Genomic DNA, 15,819 nt, shown 5'->3' with positions numbered 1-15,819 from the left:
ACCCTCAGCCTGCGCGCTTCAGCCACTCCATCACCGCCGGGCGCACCGATTGCGCGCCCTGGGCCTGGGCTTCGTTGATCACCGCGCGGGCCTCGCGCAGGTCCACGCGTCTGAGCAGCGATTTCACCGGGCCGATCGAGGCGGGCCGCATCGACAGGGATCTCAGCCCCATGGCCGCGAAACACACCGCCTCGACGGGTCTGCCCGCGTCCTCGCCGCAGAAGCTGACCGGCGTATCGGTCTCCACGCAGCGTTCCACGATCTGTCCCAGGAAGGTCAGGAAGCTCACGTTCAGCGTATCGTAGCGCCGCCGCACGCGCTCGTTCTCGCGGTCGGCGGCAAAGAAGAACTGCTTGAGGTCATTTCCGCCGATCGAAATGAAATCGGCCAGTTCGAAGAACTGCCGGGGCGCGAAAGCCAGCGAGGGTGTTTCCAGCATGGCGCCGATCTCGACGCTTTCGGGCAGGGTGTGTCCGAGCGCCGCCTCACGGTCGAGTTCGCGCATCAGGTGGTCGCGCGCGGCGGTGAATTCCTCGAACTGGGCGATGAAGGGGAACATCACCGTCAGCGGACGGCCCATGGCTGCCCGGATAAGCGCCTGCAACTGCATCCGCATGACGCCCGACTTGTCGAGCCCCACGCGGATCGCGCGCCAGCCGAGCGCGGGGTTGGGCTCGTCCTGCGGCTTCATGTAGGGCAGCACCTTGTCCGAGCCGATGTCGAGCGTGCGGAAGGCCACGCGCTTGCCGGCGGCGGCATCCATCACCCGGGCATATAGCGCGGCCAGCTCGCCCCGCTTGGGCACGGTATTACGCGTCAGGAATTGCAGTTCCGTGCGAAAGAGCCCCACGCCCTCGGCCCCCGAAGAGGGCAGCGAGGGCAGGTCTGCCATCAGCCCGGCATTCATGGTCAGCGAGATATGCGCCCCATCGAGCGTTTCGGCGGGTTTGTCGCGGATCGAGGCGTAGCGCTCCTGCGCGGCGGTGCGCATCGCGATCTTGTCGCGGAAGGCGGAGGCCACGGTTTCCTCGGGCCGCAGGTGAATGACGCCCGCGTCGCCGTCGACCAGGATCGGGTCGCCGTTCAGCGCCTCCTGGGTGATGCGCTCGGCATGAACGATGAGCGGGATCGCAAGCGCCCGCGCGACGATGGCGGCGTGGCTTGCGACAGAGCCTTCCTCCAGCACGACGCCACGCAGTGAGCGCCCGTAATCCAAGAGCTCCGCCGGCCCGATATTGCGGGCCACAAGGATCGGGTTGTCGGGCATCTGTGCGCCGGTGTCCTTGCCCTGGCCCGTCAGCAGCCGCAACAGCCGGTTCGACAGATCATCGAGGTCGTGCAGGCGCTCGCGCAGGTAGGCGTCAGGCACGGTCTGCATCCGGGCGCGGGCCGCCGACTGCTCCTTTTCCACGGCTGCCTCAGCGGACAGGCCCCGGGCGATGTCCTCTTCCATGCGCCGCATCCAGCCGCGGGAATTGGCAAACATCCGGTAGGCCTGAAGCACCTCGATCTGCTCGGAATCGCCCTTGGGGGCATTCGACAGCATCTGGTCGACCGACACGCGCAGCTGGTCCACCGCCTCGTTGAGGCGGCGCAGTTCCTCGGTCGGGTCCTCTGCCACGGGGTTCGTGATGACGACGCGCGGCTCGTGCAGCCAGACACGGCCCTCGGCCGCCCCTTCCTGGCCGATGCCGCCATGGATCACGACCGATTTCTGGTGCCGCGCCGACATTGCCTCGCCTTCGCCGACGAAGGCGCCAAGCTCGGTCATCTCGGCCAGCACCATGGCCACCACTTCCAGCGCGTAGACTTCGTCGTCGGAAAAGGCGCGGGCTTCGCGCGACTGGATGACGAGAACGCCCAGTTTCTCGCCAAGGCGCTGGATCGGAACGCCAAGGAAGGACGAAAAGGCTTCTTCGCCCGTTTCCGGCATGTAGCGGAAACCGGGCTCGGCCGGTGCGTTATCGGTGTTGACGGGCCGCATGCGGCTGGCGACCCGGCCCACCAGGCCTTCGCCCACACGCAGCCGGGTTACGTGCACGGCCCCCTGCGCGAGGCCCTCCGTGGCGCAAAGCTCCAGCGTGATGGCGTCGCGGAAGAGGTAGATCGAGCAGACTTCACAGCCGAGCGAGTCCGCGATGATATGGGTGATCCGGTCGAGCCGTTCCTGGCCCGCGCCAGCCTCGGCCAAGGTGGCCTGCAAGCGGCGCAGGAGCTTGCGGCTTTCGGTTTCTGTCCGTTCGGGCATGAAGCCTTTTTCCCTGGATCCCAAGCGGGGCCATTCCCCTTGCCCAAGCAATAGCGTGCCCGGCGGGGCAGGCGCAATGGACAAGGCGGGATGTTAGCGCGAACCCGCGCGGATCAGCGGGAATGCCTCATTTTCCACCGGGGAGCGAAATCCGGCGCGGATTTCGGACGATTTCCGCACCGGAAATCGGGGCTGCGCCCGGCAGGGCGCGGGATTTGAAATCCGGCACGGATTTCAGCCGGTTTTCGTGCCGGAAACCGTTCCGGTCAGCCTACCTTTTCCAGTTCGAACGCGTCATGGAGCGCCTGAACGGCCAGTTCCATGTACTTGCGGTCGATCAGGACCGAGACCTTGATCTCGGAGGTGGTGATCACCTTGATGTTGATGTTCTCTTCCGACAGGGCCTTGAACATCTTGGCGGCGACGCCGGCGTGGCTGCGCATGCCGATGCCGACGATCGACACCTTGGCGACGCCGGTATCCGAAATCAGGTCGTGGAAATTGATTTCCCCGCGTTCCTTGGCCTCGTTCATGGCCACCTCGGCGCGCGCCACCTGGTTGGTGGGGCAGGAGAAGGTCATGTCGGTGCGGCCTTCTTCCGAGATGTTCTGCACGATCATGTCGACATTGACGCCGGCATCGGCCAGCGGACCGAAGATGGCCGCCGACACGCCCGGGCGGTCGGCGACCGATACCAGGGTGACCTTGGCCTCGTCCTTGGAATAGGCGACACCTGCAACTGCGTTGGCTTCCATGACGTCCTCCTCATCGCAGACGAGGGTTCCGGCCTCGTCCGACTGCTCTTCGAAAGAGCTCAGCACCCGAAGGCGCACCTTGTATTTCATCGCCAGTTCGACCGAGCGGGTCTGAAGGACCTTGGCGCCGAGGGAGGCCAGTTCCAGCATTTCCTCGAAAGCGATGCGGTCGAGCTTGCGCGCCTTTTCGCAGATCCGCGGGTCGGTCGTGTAGACCCCGTCCACGTCGGTGTAGATGTCGCAGCGTTCCGCGCCGAAGGCGGCGGCGAAGGCCACGGCGGTCGTGTCCGAGCCGCCCCGGCCAAGCGTGGTGATCCGGCCCTCTGGCGAAATGCCCTGGAAGCCCGCGACGACGGCAACTTTCATGCCTTCGCCGAACTTGCCGTTGATATTGGCGGTTGGGATTTCCTCGATCCGCGCCGAGGCATGGGCCGAGCTGGTGATCAGCGGCACCTGCCAGCCCTGCCAGCTGCGGGCGGGGATATCCATCTCCTGCAGTGTCAGCGCCATGAGACCCGCGGTCACGTTCTCGCCCGAACTGACCACCGCGTCGTATTCGCGCGCATCGTAGAGATGCGAGGTTTCCTCGACGAAGCCCACGAGCTTGTTGGTCTCGCCGGACATGGCCGACACGATGACGATCACGTCGTAGCCATTGGCGACCTCGCGGCCCACGCGCTTGGCGGCGCGGCGGATGCGGTCGAGCGTGGCGACCGAGGTGCCGCCGAATTTCATCACGAGAATGGGCATGGGTTCCCAGCCGTCCCCCTTTGAGTTCCGGGCGCTTCATACGGGCGCGCGGGGGGCCTGACAAGGGCCGGAGGCGGCGCTAGGGTGCGACGCAATGGATTATCGAGGAGAGCAGGGGATGCGGTTCACGGTCGAGGAACTGGCAGCAGCGGCCGATCTGGTGCATGGGCAGATGTCGCCCACGCCGCAATATCACTGGCCGGGCCTCTCGGCCGCGACGGGCGCCGAGGTCTGGGTCAAGCATGAAAACCACGCCCCCACCGGCGCCTTCAAGGTGCGCGGGGGCATCACCTTCATGGACTGGCTCAGGCGCGACCATCCCGAGAGTCCCGGCATCTGCACCGCAACGCGCGGCAATCACGGCCAGAGCCAGGCCCGGGCGGCGACGGCGGCAGGTCTGCGCGCGCTGATTTACGTGCCCCGGGGCAACTCGGTGGAAAAGAACGCGGCGATGCGGGGCTATGGCGGCGCTCTGGTGGAATTCGGCGAGGATTTCGACACCGCGCGCGTCGAGGCGATGCGGGTGGCCGAGGCCCAGGGGCTGACCGTGGTGCCGCCCTTTCACCGCGAACTGGTGCGCGGGGTGGCAACCTATGGCTATGAGCTCTTCTCGGCGCTGAAGGATCTCGACACGGTCTATGTGCCCATCGGCTGCGGGTCCGGCATCTGCGGCACGATCCTGGCGCGCGATGCGTTTGGGCTGAGGACAGAGGTGGTGGGTGTCGTGTCGGACCATGCGCAGACGGCGAAGCTGTCCTACGAGGCGGGGGCATTGGTCGAGACGAACTCGGCGCGCACCTTCGCGGACGGGATGGCGGTGCGGGTGCCGGTGAAGGAGGCGTTCGATATCTACAGCGCGGGCGCGGCGCGGATCGTGAGCGTGAGCGAGGAGGACATCGCTGACGCCATACGGCTTTACTACACCGCGACCCACAACCTGGCCGACGGGGCCGGGGCCGCGCCGCTGGCGGCGCTGATGCAGGAGCGCGCGAGGATGAAGGGCAAGAAGGTGGGGGTGATCCTGTCAGGCGGCAATATCGACATGGGTTGGTTCCGCACCGTGCTGGAAGGGGATGTGCCGGAGGTCTGAGTTGCGCCGGCTTGCGCCGTCGCGGCGGGGGCGGCCCTCCTCGGGCCGCTTCGGGGCCGTCGTCGAGCCGCGTTGCCACGGGATATCGGTTGGGTCCGGTTTGCCTTGGGTGAGGGTGGTTTTGATTGTGAGGGTGATGCCAGTCTGCTGAGAGGTCCTGTTGCCGGGATTTTTCCGTCAACAGAACCATCACAAGGCTGTGTGCGAGTCGCGCCCGCGTCAAGGCCAAGCCGCCTTCGGCGGGCGCATTCGCGCGCCTTGACCCGGACCCGACTCGCGTTTGCAGCTTGCGGTGATGTCAGGGAATGTATTTGGTGGCTTCCTTGCGGGCGAAGGGTTTCATCTTTTCCCCGTGCTCGACGAGGAAGGCGCGGGTGCGGTCTGGGTCTTTCCGGGAGAGATCGCGCACCCACCAGGCGACGGCCTTCTGGATGAACCATTCCGGGTCTTCGATGTAGGTTGCGGCCCATCCCAGGATACGCTCGCGCGCGGCCAATTCCTCTACCTTCGGGTGGCGCTGTTTCGTCCAGGGTAGCGTGAAGACGAGGGCGGCGCGCTTGGTCCAGATATGATCCGACAGGGTCCAGCCTTCGACCGTGTCGAGCCGGGTTGGATCGGCCACAAGGCGGCGCTGGCCGGCCATGGCGACGGCATCGGCAATGGCCCAGCTGTCGAAATCCGGCAGCCAGCTTTGGATCAGCTGCCAGGCCTCCTCGTCCGAGGGCCTGATCCGGGCCTGCACCAGAAGTTTCGCCGCCGTGATCCGGGCCTCGAAGATGTTGGTCTGCCAAAGCGCATCGGCGAGAGCCATGCGATCTTCCAAGGACAGGGCCTTTCGCCACTCGGCGGCCAGCGCGTTGCAGGTCTCGTTCGACAGGCCCAGGTAGGGGCGGTCGATCTTGTGATAGGCGCGCATCTGCGCGGCCCGCTCGGGGTCAGCCTGCGCCTCAAGCGCGGCAAGCGCGTCCCGGGGCGTCATTCGACCGTCACGGACTTGGCGAGGTTCCTCGGCTGGTCCACGTCCGTGCCTTTGTGCACCGCGGTGTGATAGGCAATGAGCTGCGCCGGGATCGAGTAGAGGATGGGGGCGAAAAGCGGGTCCACATTGGGCATCACCAGCGTCTGCCAGACGCCTTCGCGCGCCATGGAGGACCCCGCCGCGTCTGTGACCAGCCAGACCTGGCCCTCGCGCGCCATGACCTCTTGCATATTGCTGACGGTCTTGTCGAAGAGCGCATCGGTCGGGGCCATCACCACCACGGGCACGGTCTTGTCGACCAGTGCAATGGGCCCGTGTTTCAGTTCGCCCGACGCGTAGCCTTCGGCGTGGATATAGCTGATTTCCTTGAGCTTCAGTGCCCCTTCCAGCGCCAGCGGGAACATTGCCCCGCGACCGAGGAACAGCACGGTCTGCGCGCGCGACAGGGCGCCCGTGTGGCGCTTGATCTGGTCTTCGAGCGCGAGCGCGTGGTTCACCAGACCCGGCAGGCCGCGCAGGGTGGCCAGCAACTCGGCCTCGCGCGCGGCGTCGATGCAGCCTTTCTGGCGGGCGGCGAGGATGGCGAGATTGGCCAGAACCGCAAGCTGGCAGACGAAGGCCTTGGTCGAGGCGACGCCCACTTCGACGCCGGCAAGGATTGGCAGCGCAAGGTCGCTTTCCCTTGCGATCGAGCTTTCAGGCACGTTCACGACCGACAGGATGCGGTCGGCCTTGCCCGCGCAGTAGCGCAGCGCGGCAAGCGTGTCGGCGGTTTCGCCCGACTGGCTGACGAAGAGCGCGGTGGCCCGGTCGGACACGGGCGGCTCGCGGTAACGGAATTCGCTGGCGATATCGACGTCGCAGGGCAGGCCGGCAAGCTGCTCGAACCAGTATTTCGCGACCAGGCAGGCGTAATGCGCGGTGCCGCAGGCCACGAGGATCAGCCGGTCGGTCTGGCTGAAATCCACCGTGCCTTCGGGGATCGCGACCTGGTCGCCCTTGGAATAATGGGCCAGGCACTCGGCCAGCACCACGGGCTGTTCGAAGACTTCCTTGGCCATGAAATGCTTGTGGCCGCCCTTGTCGATCTGGGTGGCCTGGGCCGAGATCTTGCGGATCTCGCGGTTGGCGGGGCGGTCTTCCTCGTCGAAGATCTGGGCCCCGTCGCGGGTGACGAAGGCATAGTCGCCCTCGTCGAGATAGGCCACGCGGTCGGTCATGGGGGCCAGCGCAATCGCGTCGGAACCCACGAACATCTCGCCATCGCCGAAGCCCACGGCCAGCGGGCTGCCCTTGCGGGCGGCGACGATCAGGTCTTCTTCGCCATCGAAGAGAAAGGCCAGCGCGAAGGCCCCGTCGAGACGGCGCAGGGTTTCGCGCGCGGCGGCGCGGGGGGCAAGCCCGGTGTCGAGCAGGTGTTCGCATAAAAGCGCGATGGTTTCGGTATCGGTGTCGGTGGTGAAACCGATGCCCTTTGCCGCGAGGTCTTCGCGCAGTTCGCGGTAATTCTCGATGATGCCGTTATGCACGACGGCAACGCGGCCCGCCTGGTGCGGGTGGGCATTGGCGACGGTCGGCGCGCCATGGGTGGCCCATCTGGTGTGGCCGATACCGGACTTGCCGCGCAGGGGCTCATGCACCAGAAGGTCCGAGAGGTTCACCAGCTTGCCCACGGCGCGGCGGCGGTCCAGGTGGCCCCCGTGCACGGTGGCGATCCCGGCACTGTCATAGCCGCGGTATTCCAGCCGCTTCAGCGCCTCGACCAGGATCGGCGCGACCTCGTGGTCGCCAAGAACTCCGACGATGCCGCACATGGTTACTGCCCCTTCTTGTCCGCTTTCATCGCGCGAAGCCGCGCCATGAGACGGGCGCCGAGCCCCGCCTTGTTGACCTGCTTGGCGCGACCCAGGGCCATGTCGCCCGCGGGCACGTCGCTGGTGATGACCGAGCCCGAGCCCGTCATCGCCCCGTCGCCCACGGTGACCGGGGCCACCAGCATCGTGTTCGAGCCGATGAAGACATCGCGGCCCACGGTGGTGCGATGCTTGAAGACGCCGTCATAGTTGCAGGTGATGGTGCCCGCGCCGATATTGCTGCCCTCGCCGATTTCCGCGTCGCCGATATAGGAGAGGTGGTTGACCTTGGCGCCTTCGCCGATCTCAGCGGCTTTCACCTCGACGAAATTGCCGATCTTCGCGTCATTGCCCAGCTCCGCGCCGGGGCGCAGGCGGGCATAGGGCCCCACCACCGCGCGCGCGCCGACGTGGCAGCCTTCGAGGTGCGAAAAGGCGCGGATCTGCGCGTCGTTTTCCACCGTGACGCCGGGGCCGAACACCACGTTGGGTTCCACCACCACATCCCGCCCGATGAAGGTGTCATGGGCGAAGAAGACGGTATCAGGCGCAACGAGCGTCACGCCATTGTCCAGCGCCTCGGCCCGCTTGCGCGCCTGGAAGAGCGCCTCGGCCCCGGCCAGTTCCGCGCGGGTGTTGATGCCGAGCGTTTCGGCCTCGTCGCAGGTGACGGCGGTGGCAGTCAGGCCCCTGGCTTCGGCGATGGCGGGAACGTCAGTGAGGTAGTACTCGCCCGAGGCGTTGTCATTGCCCACTTCGGCCAGCAAGCCCATCAGGGTCGCGGCGTCGGCGGCCATTAGGCCGGAATTGCACAGGGTGATGGCCAGTTCGCCAGGGCTGGCGTCCTTGGCCTCGACGATCCGGGCCAGCCGGTCGCCCTCTATCACCAGGCGGCCGTAGCGGCCGGGTGCGGCGGCATCGAAACCAAGGACCACGATGTCATGCGTCGCGCGGGCGGCAAGCATCCGGGCCAGTGTATCTTCGCTGATAAAGGGCGTGTCGCCGTAAAGGACGATGACATCGCCCTCGAACCCCGCCAGCGCGGGGGCGGCCTGAAGAACGGCATGCCCCGTGCCAAGCTGCTGCTCCTGCGTGACACAAACGGCGGTCTCGTCATGGGCCAGCACGGCCGTTTCGACCTCGGCCCCGCCATGACCGACCACCACTACGGTGCGTTCAGGCGCCAGCGCCGCGCCGGCGTCCATGGCATGGACGACCAGCGGCGCCCCCCCGATCGGGTGCAGCACCTTCGGGCGCTCCGAGTTCATCCGCGTGCCCTGTCCCGCGGCGAGGATGACGAGGGCGCAAGCCCGTTCGACTGACTGCATGTCACCTGCTTTCGTTTTGTCCCACCCGGTATTATGCAAGCAGAGCAGGGGCGCAAGGCGGCAGGCCGTCAAAAACCCTTACGGTTCGTTTCAGGGCTCGGCGAAATCCTGCCCAACCAGACCCGCAGGAGGGCCCATGCGCACGGTGATTTTCGACCTCGACGGAACCTTGGCCGATACAAGTGCCGACCTGATCGCAGCGGCCAATACCGCCATGCAGGCCATGGGGCATGCGCCGCAGTTGCGGGTGGGCCAGGACGACGCCACCGCTTTCCGGGGCGGGCGGGCCATGCTGAAACTGAGCCTTGAGCGCATGGGGCATGGTGACGTGGCCGGCGAGGTCGAGCGCGGCTATCCCATCTTGCTGGCGGCCTATGGTGAAGCGCTGGATGTCTACACGCGGCTTTATCCCGGCGCCCTCGACGCGGTGCAGGCACTATGGGCGGACGGGTTTCGCGTCGGGGTCTGCACCAACAAGCCAGAGCTTCTGGCCGATCAGCTGTTGCAGCGGCTCGGGGTGCGCGATCTCTTTGCCTCGCTCATCGGGGCCGACACGCTGGCCACGCGCAAACCCGATCCCGCGCCTTACGTGGCGGCGGTGGAGCAGGCGGGCGGTGCGGTGGCGCGCTCGCTTCTGGTGGGCGATACCGTCACCGACCGGGACACCGCGCGGGCAGCCGGTGTGCCTTCGGTTCTGGTCACGTTCGGCCCGCTTGGGCAAAGCGTGGCCGACATGGCCCCCGATGCGCTTTTGGGAGATTTCGGGCAGATGCTGGATGTCGCACGCGCGCTTCTGGATTGACGGGCGCGCCGAAGCCGCCCAAGACTGCGTCCATGACACAGGTGTTCAAGGGCAGTTTCACGCAACAGGAACCGATCCCCGAGGCGGGGATCGAGGCCGCGCTGGCCGTTCTGCGCGGCGGGCGCCTGCACCGCTATAACACCGCGCCGGGCGAGATTGCCGAAACCGCCCTGCTGGAAGAGGAATTCGCGGCCTATACCGGCGCGACATTCGCGCTGGCGGTGGCCTCGGGCGGTTATGCGATCGGCTGCGCCCTGCGGGCGCTTGGTGTCGCGCCTGGCGACAAGGTGCTGACCAACGGCTTCACGCTGGCCCCGGTGCCCGGGGCGATCGCCGCCGTGGGCGCAGAGCCCGTTTTCGTCGAAGTGACCGAGGACCTGACCATCGACCTCGATCACCTCGCGCGGCTCGTGGCAGACAGCGATGCCAAGGTGCTGCTCCTCTCGCATATGCGCGGGCATATCTGCGACATGGATCTCTTGATGCAGATCTGCGACGGGGCCGGGGTGAAGGTGGTCGAGGATTGCGCCCATACGATGGGCGGGGCCTGGAACGGCGTGCCCTCGGGTCGGCATGGCGCCATGGCGGCCTATTCCACCCAGACCTACAAGCACATGAACTCGGGCGAGGGCGGGTTCCTGACCTCGGACGATCCCGAACTGATGGCCCGCGCGATCATCCTGTCGGGCAGCTACATGCTCTATGCCCGCCACCGCGCAGCACCGCCGCCGGAAGCCTTCGAACAGGTCAAATGGGTGACCCCGAACGTGTCGGGCCGCATGGATAACCTGCGCGCCGCGATCCTGCGCCCGCAACTGGCCGACCTGCCGCGCCAGATCGAACGCTGGAACCTGCTCTATCGCACCGTGGAAGAGGGCTTGCGCAACACGCCGGGCCTGAAGGTAATCGAGCGTCCGGCGGAAGAAAGCATCGTCGGATCCTCGATCCAGGTCCTGCTGCCGGAGTTTTCGCCCGAGCAGATCGGCGAGGTGCTGAAAGCCTGCGGAGCCCGCGGAGTGGAGCTGAAATGGTTCGGCGGTGCAGAGCCCGTGGCCTTCACCTCGCGCTATGACAGTTGGCGTTACGCCAGCCCGCAGAGCCTGCCCAACACCGACCGCATCCTGGCGGGGCTTCTGGACATGCGCCTGCCGCTCACCTTCTCGGTCGAGGATGCCGGGCTGATCGCCCGGATCATCCGCGAAGAAGTCAGCCGGATCGCCCTGGCCAGCTGAGCGGGGCGGCCGAAAAATCTTCTCGAAGATTTTTCTGAACGGGCCCGCAAAAATCTTCGGGAAGAATTTTCCGCATCTGAAAACTCTTCTCGAAGAGTTTTCTGGTCTGCCACACGCGTGCCGTAGCGTCGCATCGTCAGGATTCCTTTGACTCCGGACAGGTGGCGGCGTAGTAAATGAACAAGCGTTCAATTAAGGAGGAGGGCTGCGCATGTTCATGGCCAGCATGACGTTCGACCTGGGTGAAGACGTGAATGCGCTGCGCGACATGGTGCATCGTTGGGCACAGGACCGTGTCCGTCCCATGGCGCAGGACATCGACAAGCAGAACCTGTTCCCCGCCGAACTGTGGAAAGAGATGGGCGATCTCGGGCTGCTCGGGATCACCGTGCCCGAGGAATACGGCGGGGCGGGCATGTCCTACCTGGCCCATGTCATCGCGGTCGAGGAAATCGCCCGGGCCTCGGCCTCGGTGTCGCTGTCCTACGGCGCGCATTCCAACCTCTGCGTCACCCAGATCAAGCTGAACGGCACCGACGCGCAGCGGGCGAAATACCTGCCGCGGCTGGTGTCGGGCGACCATGTGGGCGCGCTCGCCATGTCCGAGGCCGGGGCCGGGTCCGACGTGGTGTCGATGAAGCTGCGCGCCGAGAAGAGAAACGACCGCTTCGTGCTCAATGGCACCAAGTACTGGATCACCAATGGCTGTGACGCCGATACGCTGGTGGTCTATGCCAAGACCGACCCCGAGGCGGGCAGCAAAGGCATCACCGCCTTCCTGATCGAGAAGGAGATGGTGGGCTTCAGCACGTCCGAGCATTTCGACAAGCTCGGCATGCGTGGCTCGAACACGGCAGAGCTGATCTTCGAGGACGTGGAAGTGCCCTTCGAGAACATCCTTGGCGAAGAGGGCAAGGGCGTGCGCGTGCTGATGTCGGGGCTCGACTACGAACGCGTGGTTCTGGCGGGGATCGGCACTGGCATCATGGCGGCCTGTCTGGATGAGATCATGCCCTACATGCGCGACCGCAAGCAGTTCGGGCAGCCCATTGGCAGCTTCCAGCTGATGCAGGGCAAGATCGCCGACATGTACACCGCCATGAACTCGGCCCGCGCCTATATCTACGAGGTCGCCAAGGCTTGCGACCGGGGTGATGTGACCCGCCAGGACGCCGCGGCCTGCTGTCTTTACGCCTCGGAAGAGGCGATGAAGCAGGCGCACCAGGCGGTGCAGGCCATGGGCGGCGCAGGGTTCCTGTCCGACAGCCCCGTGTCCCGCATCTTCCGCGACGCCAAGCTGATGGAGATCGGCGCTGGCACCTCGGAAATCCGCCGGATGCTGGTGGGCCGCGAATTGATGAACACGATGGGCTGAGCCCACGCCCCCGGGGCCTGGCCCTGGGGGTCCCGTTCCGGGAGGACGCGATGAAACTCACATCCAAGGTTATCACTGGCTCCGAGGATTTCGCGGCCAACCGCGCAGCGCATCTGGAGGCTCTCTCCGTGGTGCGCGAGGCGGCGGCCGCCGCCGCGCTTGGCGGTGGCGAGAAATCCCGCGCCCGGCATCTCAGCCGGGGCAAGATGCTGCCGCGCGAGCGGGTGGCGAACCTGCTCGATGCCGGCTCTCCCTTCCTGGAGGTCGGCGCGACGGCGGGCCACGGCATGTATGACGGGGCCGCCCCCTGCGGGGGCGCCATCGCGGGCATTGGCCGGGTGCATGGCCAGGAAGTAATGGTCGTCTGCAACGACGCCACCGTGAAGGGCGGCACCTACTACCCGATCACCGTCAAGAAACACCTGCGCGCGCAGGAGATTGCCGAGCAGAACAACCTGCCTTGCGTCTACCTTGTGGACTCGGGCGGTGCGAACCTGCCGCAGCAGGACGAGGTCTTCCCCGACCGCGAACATTTCGGGCGTATTTTCTTCAACCAGGCCAACATGTCGGCCAAGGGCATTCCGCAGATCGCGGTTGTGATGGGGTCCTGCACGGCGGGTGGCGCCTATGTGCCGGCGATGTCGGACGTGACCATCATCGTGAAGGAACAGGGCACGATCTTCCTCGCCGGTCCGCCCCTGGTGAAAGCGGCGACGGGCGAGGTTGTCAGTGCCGAGGAACTTGGCGGGGGCGACACGCATACGCGCCTTTCCGGTGTTGCCGATTACCTGGCCGAGGACGACGCCCATGCGCTGGCGCTCGCGCGGCAGGCGATCGCGGGCCTCAACCGGCACAAGCCCCGGACGGTCGACTGGCAAAGCCCCGAGGCCCCCGCCTACGACCCCGAGGAAATCCTCGGCGTGGTGCCGGCGAGCCTGACCACGCCATACGACATCCGCGAGGTCATCGCCCGCGTGGTCGACGGCTCGCGCCTGGACGAGTTCAAGGCACGGTTCGGCGAAACCATCATCTGCGGTTTTGCCCACGTGATGGGCTGCCCGGTCGGGATCGTGGCCAATAATGGCGTGCTCTACAGCGAGAGCGCCCAGAAGGCCGCGCATTTCATCGAGCTGTGCAGTCAGCGCAACATCCCGCTGGTTTTCCTGCAAAACATCACCGGTTTCATGGTGGGCCGCAAATACGAGGCCGAAGGCATCGCGCGCCACGGCGCCAAGATGGTGACGGCGGTGGCAACGACGAAGGTTCCCAAGATCACCATGCTGGTGGGCGGCTCCTTCGGGGCGGGCAACTACGGCATGGCGGGGCGGGCCTATTCCCCCCGGTTCCTCTGGACCTGGCCCAATTCCCGCATTTCGGTCATGGGCGGCCCGCAGGCGGCGGGCGTTCTGGCAACCGTGAAGCGCGACGCGATCGAGCGGGCAGGGGGCACGTGGTCGGCAGAGGAAGAGGCGGAGTTCAAGCAGCCCACGCTCGATATGTTCGAGCACCAGTCGCATCCGCTCTATGCGTCTGCCCGGCTTTGGGATGACGGGATCATCGATCCGCGAAAGACCCGCGAGACTCTGTTCCTGTCGCTCTCGGCCTCTCTCAACGCCCCGATCGAGGAAACGCGCTTCGGCGTGTTCCGGATGTGACGCGCCATGAAGAATTTTCAGGAAAATTCTTCGGCGCGGCAAAATCCTTCCAGAAGGATTTTGGGAATGCGGAAAAATCTTCGGGAAGATTTTTCGGACCGGGCACAGACCATAAGGGGGCACTGAGATGTTCACCAAGATCCTGATCGCCAATCGGGGTGAGATTGCCTGCCGGGTCATGGAAACGGCCCGCGCCATGGGCGTGCGGACCGTGGCCGTCTATTCCGATGCAGACGCAGGGGCGCGGCACGTGGCCATGGCGGACGAGGCTGTGCATATCGGCGGACCGGCCCCGGCTGACAGCTATCTCAAGGGCGATGTCCTCATCGCCGCGGCAAAGGCCACGGGCGCGGAAGCGATCCATCCGGGCTACGGGTTTCTCAGCGAGAATCCCGATTTCGTTGAGGCGGTAGAGGCCGCTGGCCTCACCTTCATCGGGCCCTCGGCTGAGGCCATCCGCAAGATGGGCCTCAAGGATGCCGCCAAGAAGCTGATGGAGGAGGCGGGCGTGCCTGTCGTTCCCGGCTATCATGGTGAAAACCAGGACCCTGAACACCTGTCGGGTGCTGCCGATGCCATCGGCTACCCGGTTCTGATCAAGGCTGTCGCGGGCGGTGGCGGCAAGGGGATGCGCAAGGTCGACCGGCCCGGCGACTTCATGAACGCGCTGGCCAGTGCCAAGGGCGAGGCAAAGACGGCCTTCGGCAATGACGCGGTGCTGATTGAGAAGTTCGTCCAGCAGCCGCGCCATATCGAGGTGCAGGTCTTCGGCGACGGCACCCATGCGGTGCATCTGTTCGCGCGCGACTGCTCGCTTCAGCGTCGTCATCAGAAGGTGATCGAGGAAGCGCCCGCGCCGGGGATGACGGCCGAGATGCGCGCCGCCATGGGGCAGGCGGGCGTGCGCGCTGCCGAGGCCATCGGCTACAAGGGGGCGGGCACGGTCGAATTCATCGTCGACGGTTCCAAGGGGCTGCGGCCCGACGGGTTCTGGTTCATGGAAATGAACACGCGCCTGCAAGTGGAACACCCGGTGACGGAAGCGATCACCGGCATCGACCTTGTCGAATGGCAATTGCGCGTGGCCGCCGGGGAAAGCCTGCCTGCCCGGCAGGAAGACCTGTCGATTTCGGGTCATGCCTTCGAGGCGCGGCTTTATGCCGAGGATGTGCCCAAGGGCTTCCTGCCTGCCACCGGCACGTTGGCGCATCTGCAATTCCCCGAGGGAGCGCGATGCGATACCGGCGTGCGGGCGGGCGACACGATCAGCCCATGGTATGATCCGATGATCTCAAAGGTCATCGTGCATGGCCCCACCCGAGCCGTGGCCCTGAAGCGGCTCGATCAGGCACTGGCGGACACGCAGGTTGCAGGCTCTGTCACCAACCTCGCCTTCCTGCGTGCCTTGGCGCGCCATGACGGCTTCGCGGCGGGGGAGGTGGATACCGGGCTTATTGACCGGGATCTCGACAAGCTTGCGGCAGACCCCGTGGCGTGCAGCAGGACGCGGGCGCTGGCGGCCCTTGGGGCGCTCGGGATTCATCGTGACATGGCAGACCTTCAGGGGTTCAGCCTCTGGGCGCCGCTGAAGCAGTCGGTCGCGCTCGACTATCGCGGCGAGCGGTTGTCGGCGGCGGTCGAGACCCTTGGTGTCGGGCGGTTCCGGGTCGAGATCGACGGAACGGTGCACGAGATCACCCGGTCCGGCGGGCGCTGGTCCGTCGATGGCATGCCGACCGCTGCCGAAGTGGT

11 protein-coding genes are annotated in these 15,819 nt (G+C 66.0%); 6 read left to right on the top strand and 5 right to left on the bottom strand.

Annotated elements, in window-relative coordinates; translation table 11 throughout:
• Positions 1–4: 4 nt before the first annotated feature.
• Both ptsP and ACEQXV_RS10210 read right to left on the bottom strand, forming a co-directional pair.
• Positions 5–2,248, bottom strand: coding sequence for a phosphoenolpyruvate--protein phosphotransferase (gene ptsP, locus ACEQXV_RS10215; RefSeq protein WP_370269027.1), 2,244 nt, complete (start codon positions 2,246–2,248; stop codon positions 5–7).
• Positions 2,249–2,514: 266 nt separating this feature from the next.
• Positions 2,515–3,753 carry an aspartate kinase gene (locus tag ACEQXV_RS10210; RefSeq protein ID WP_370269026.1) on the bottom strand — a complete coding sequence of 413 codons (1,239 nt, stop codon included), beginning with the start codon at positions 3,751–3,753 and terminating at the stop codon, positions 2,515–2,517.
• Positions 3,754–3,871: 118 nt separating this feature from the next.
• Between ACEQXV_RS10210 and ACEQXV_RS10205 the strand changes: the two genes are divergently transcribed.
• Positions 3,872–4,843 carry a threonine dehydratase gene (locus ACEQXV_RS10205; protein WP_370269025.1) on the top strand — a complete coding sequence of 324 codons (972 nt, stop codon included), beginning with the start codon at positions 3,872–3,874 and terminating at the stop codon, positions 4,841–4,843.
• A 298-nt stretch (positions 4,844–5,141) separates the two neighbouring features.
• Here the strand turns inward: ACEQXV_RS10205 and ACEQXV_RS10200 are convergent, their stop codons facing one another.
• The 3 genes from ACEQXV_RS10200 to glmU are packed head-to-tail and all read right to left on the bottom strand — an operon-like array spanning position 5,142 to position 9,003.
• On the bottom strand, positions 5,142–5,822 hold the full coding sequence (locus ACEQXV_RS10200; RefSeq protein WP_370269023.1) for a DNA alkylation repair protein: 681 nt from the start codon (positions 5,820–5,822) through the stop codon (positions 5,142–5,144).
• A complete protein-coding gene (gene glmS / locus ACEQXV_RS10195; RefSeq protein ID WP_370269022.1) occupies positions 5,819–7,636 on the bottom strand; it encodes a glutamine--fructose-6-phosphate transaminase (isomerizing) in 1,818 nt (605 codons plus the stop codon). Before glmS ends, ACEQXV_RS10200 begins: the two co-directional genes overlap by 4 nt.
• A 2-nt stretch (positions 7,637–7,638) precedes the next feature.
• Positions 7,639–9,003 (bottom strand): bifunctional UDP-N-acetylglucosamine diphosphorylase/glucosamine-1-phosphate N-acetyltransferase GlmU, encoded by a 1,365-nt coding sequence (gene glmU, locus ACEQXV_RS10190; RefSeq protein ID WP_370269021.1) that lies wholly within the window; start codon positions 9,001–9,003, stop codon positions 7,639–7,641.
• 136 nt (positions 9,004–9,139) lie between these two features.
• Between glmU and ACEQXV_RS10185 the strand changes: the two genes are divergently transcribed.
• The 5 genes from ACEQXV_RS10185 to ACEQXV_RS10165 all read left to right on the top strand — a co-directional run.
• On the top strand, positions 9,140–9,805 hold the full coding sequence (locus ACEQXV_RS10185; protein WP_370269019.1) for an HAD-IA family hydrolase: 666 nt from the start codon (positions 9,140–9,142) through the stop codon (positions 9,803–9,805).
• 32 nt (positions 9,806–9,837) lie between these two features.
• Positions 9,838–11,037: a DegT/DnrJ/EryC1/StrS family aminotransferase gene (locus ACEQXV_RS10180; RefSeq protein WP_370250927.1), complete on the top strand. Its 1,200-nt coding sequence runs from the start codon at positions 9,838–9,840 to the stop codon at positions 11,035–11,037.
• Between the two features lie 211 nt (positions 11,038–11,248).
• A complete protein-coding gene (locus tag ACEQXV_RS10175) occupies positions 11,249–12,412 on the top strand; it encodes an isovaleryl-CoA dehydrogenase (protein WP_370269017.1) in 1,164 nt (387 codons plus the stop codon).
• Between the two features lie 50 nt (positions 12,413–12,462).
• The gene (locus tag ACEQXV_RS10170) at positions 12,463–14,067 is read left to right on the top strand and encodes a carboxyl transferase domain-containing protein (RefSeq protein ID WP_370269015.1); all 1,605 of its coding nucleotides are present in this window, start codon (positions 12,463–12,465) and stop codon (positions 14,065–14,067) included.
• Between the two features lie 127 nt (positions 14,068–14,194).
• On the top strand, positions 14,195–15,819 hold a 1,625-nt coding region (locus tag ACEQXV_RS10165; protein ID WP_370269014.1), incomplete at its 3' end, for an acetyl/propionyl/methylcrotonyl-CoA carboxylase subunit alpha.

The sequence above is a fragment of the Nioella sp. genome, assembly GCF_964229645.1.
In the GTDB taxonomy this organism is placed as follows: domain Bacteria; phylum Pseudomonadota; class Alphaproteobacteria; order Rhodobacterales; family Rhodobacteraceae; genus Nioella.
Note: the sequence above shows the minus strand (reverse complement) of the source record. Positions and strands in the feature narration are given on the sequence as shown.

Excerpts from the sequence above, each read along its gene's own strand:
- ACEQXV_RS10210 (WP_370269026.1), bottom strand. The coding sequence starts at position 3,753 with ATGCCCATTCTCGTGATGAAATTCGGCGGCACCTCGGTCGCCACGCTC.
- ACEQXV_RS10175 (WP_370269017.1), top strand. The coding sequence starts at position 11,249 with ATGTTCATGGCCAGCATGACGTTCGACCTGGGTGAAGACGTGAATGCG.
- glmU (WP_370269021.1), bottom strand. The coding sequence starts at position 9,003 with ATGCAGTCAGTCGAACGGGCTTGCGCCCTCGTCATCCTCGCCGCGGGA.
- ACEQXV_RS10200 (WP_370269023.1), bottom strand. The coding sequence starts at position 5,822 with ATGACGCCCCGGGACGCGCTTGCCGCGCTTGAGGCGCAGGCTGACCCC.
- ACEQXV_RS10185 (WP_370269019.1), top strand. The coding sequence starts at position 9,140 with ATGCGCACGGTGATTTTCGACCTCGACGGAACCTTGGCCGATACAAGT.
- ACEQXV_RS10205 (WP_370269025.1), top strand. The coding sequence starts at position 3,872 with ATGCGGTTCACGGTCGAGGAACTGGCAGCAGCGGCCGATCTGGTGCAT.
- ACEQXV_RS10180 (WP_370250927.1), top strand. The coding sequence starts at position 9,838 with ATGACACAGGTGTTCAAGGGCAGTTTCACGCAACAGGAACCGATCCCC.
- ACEQXV_RS10170 (WP_370269015.1), top strand. The coding sequence starts at position 12,463 with ATGAAACTCACATCCAAGGTTATCACTGGCTCCGAGGATTTCGCGGCC.
- ptsP (WP_370269027.1), bottom strand. The coding sequence starts at position 2,248 with ATGCCCGAACGGACAGAAACCGAAAGCCGCAAGCTCCTGCGCCGCTTG.
- glmS (WP_370269022.1), bottom strand. The coding sequence starts at position 7,636 with ATGTGCGGCATCGTCGGAGTTCTTGGCGACCACGAGGTCGCGCCGATC.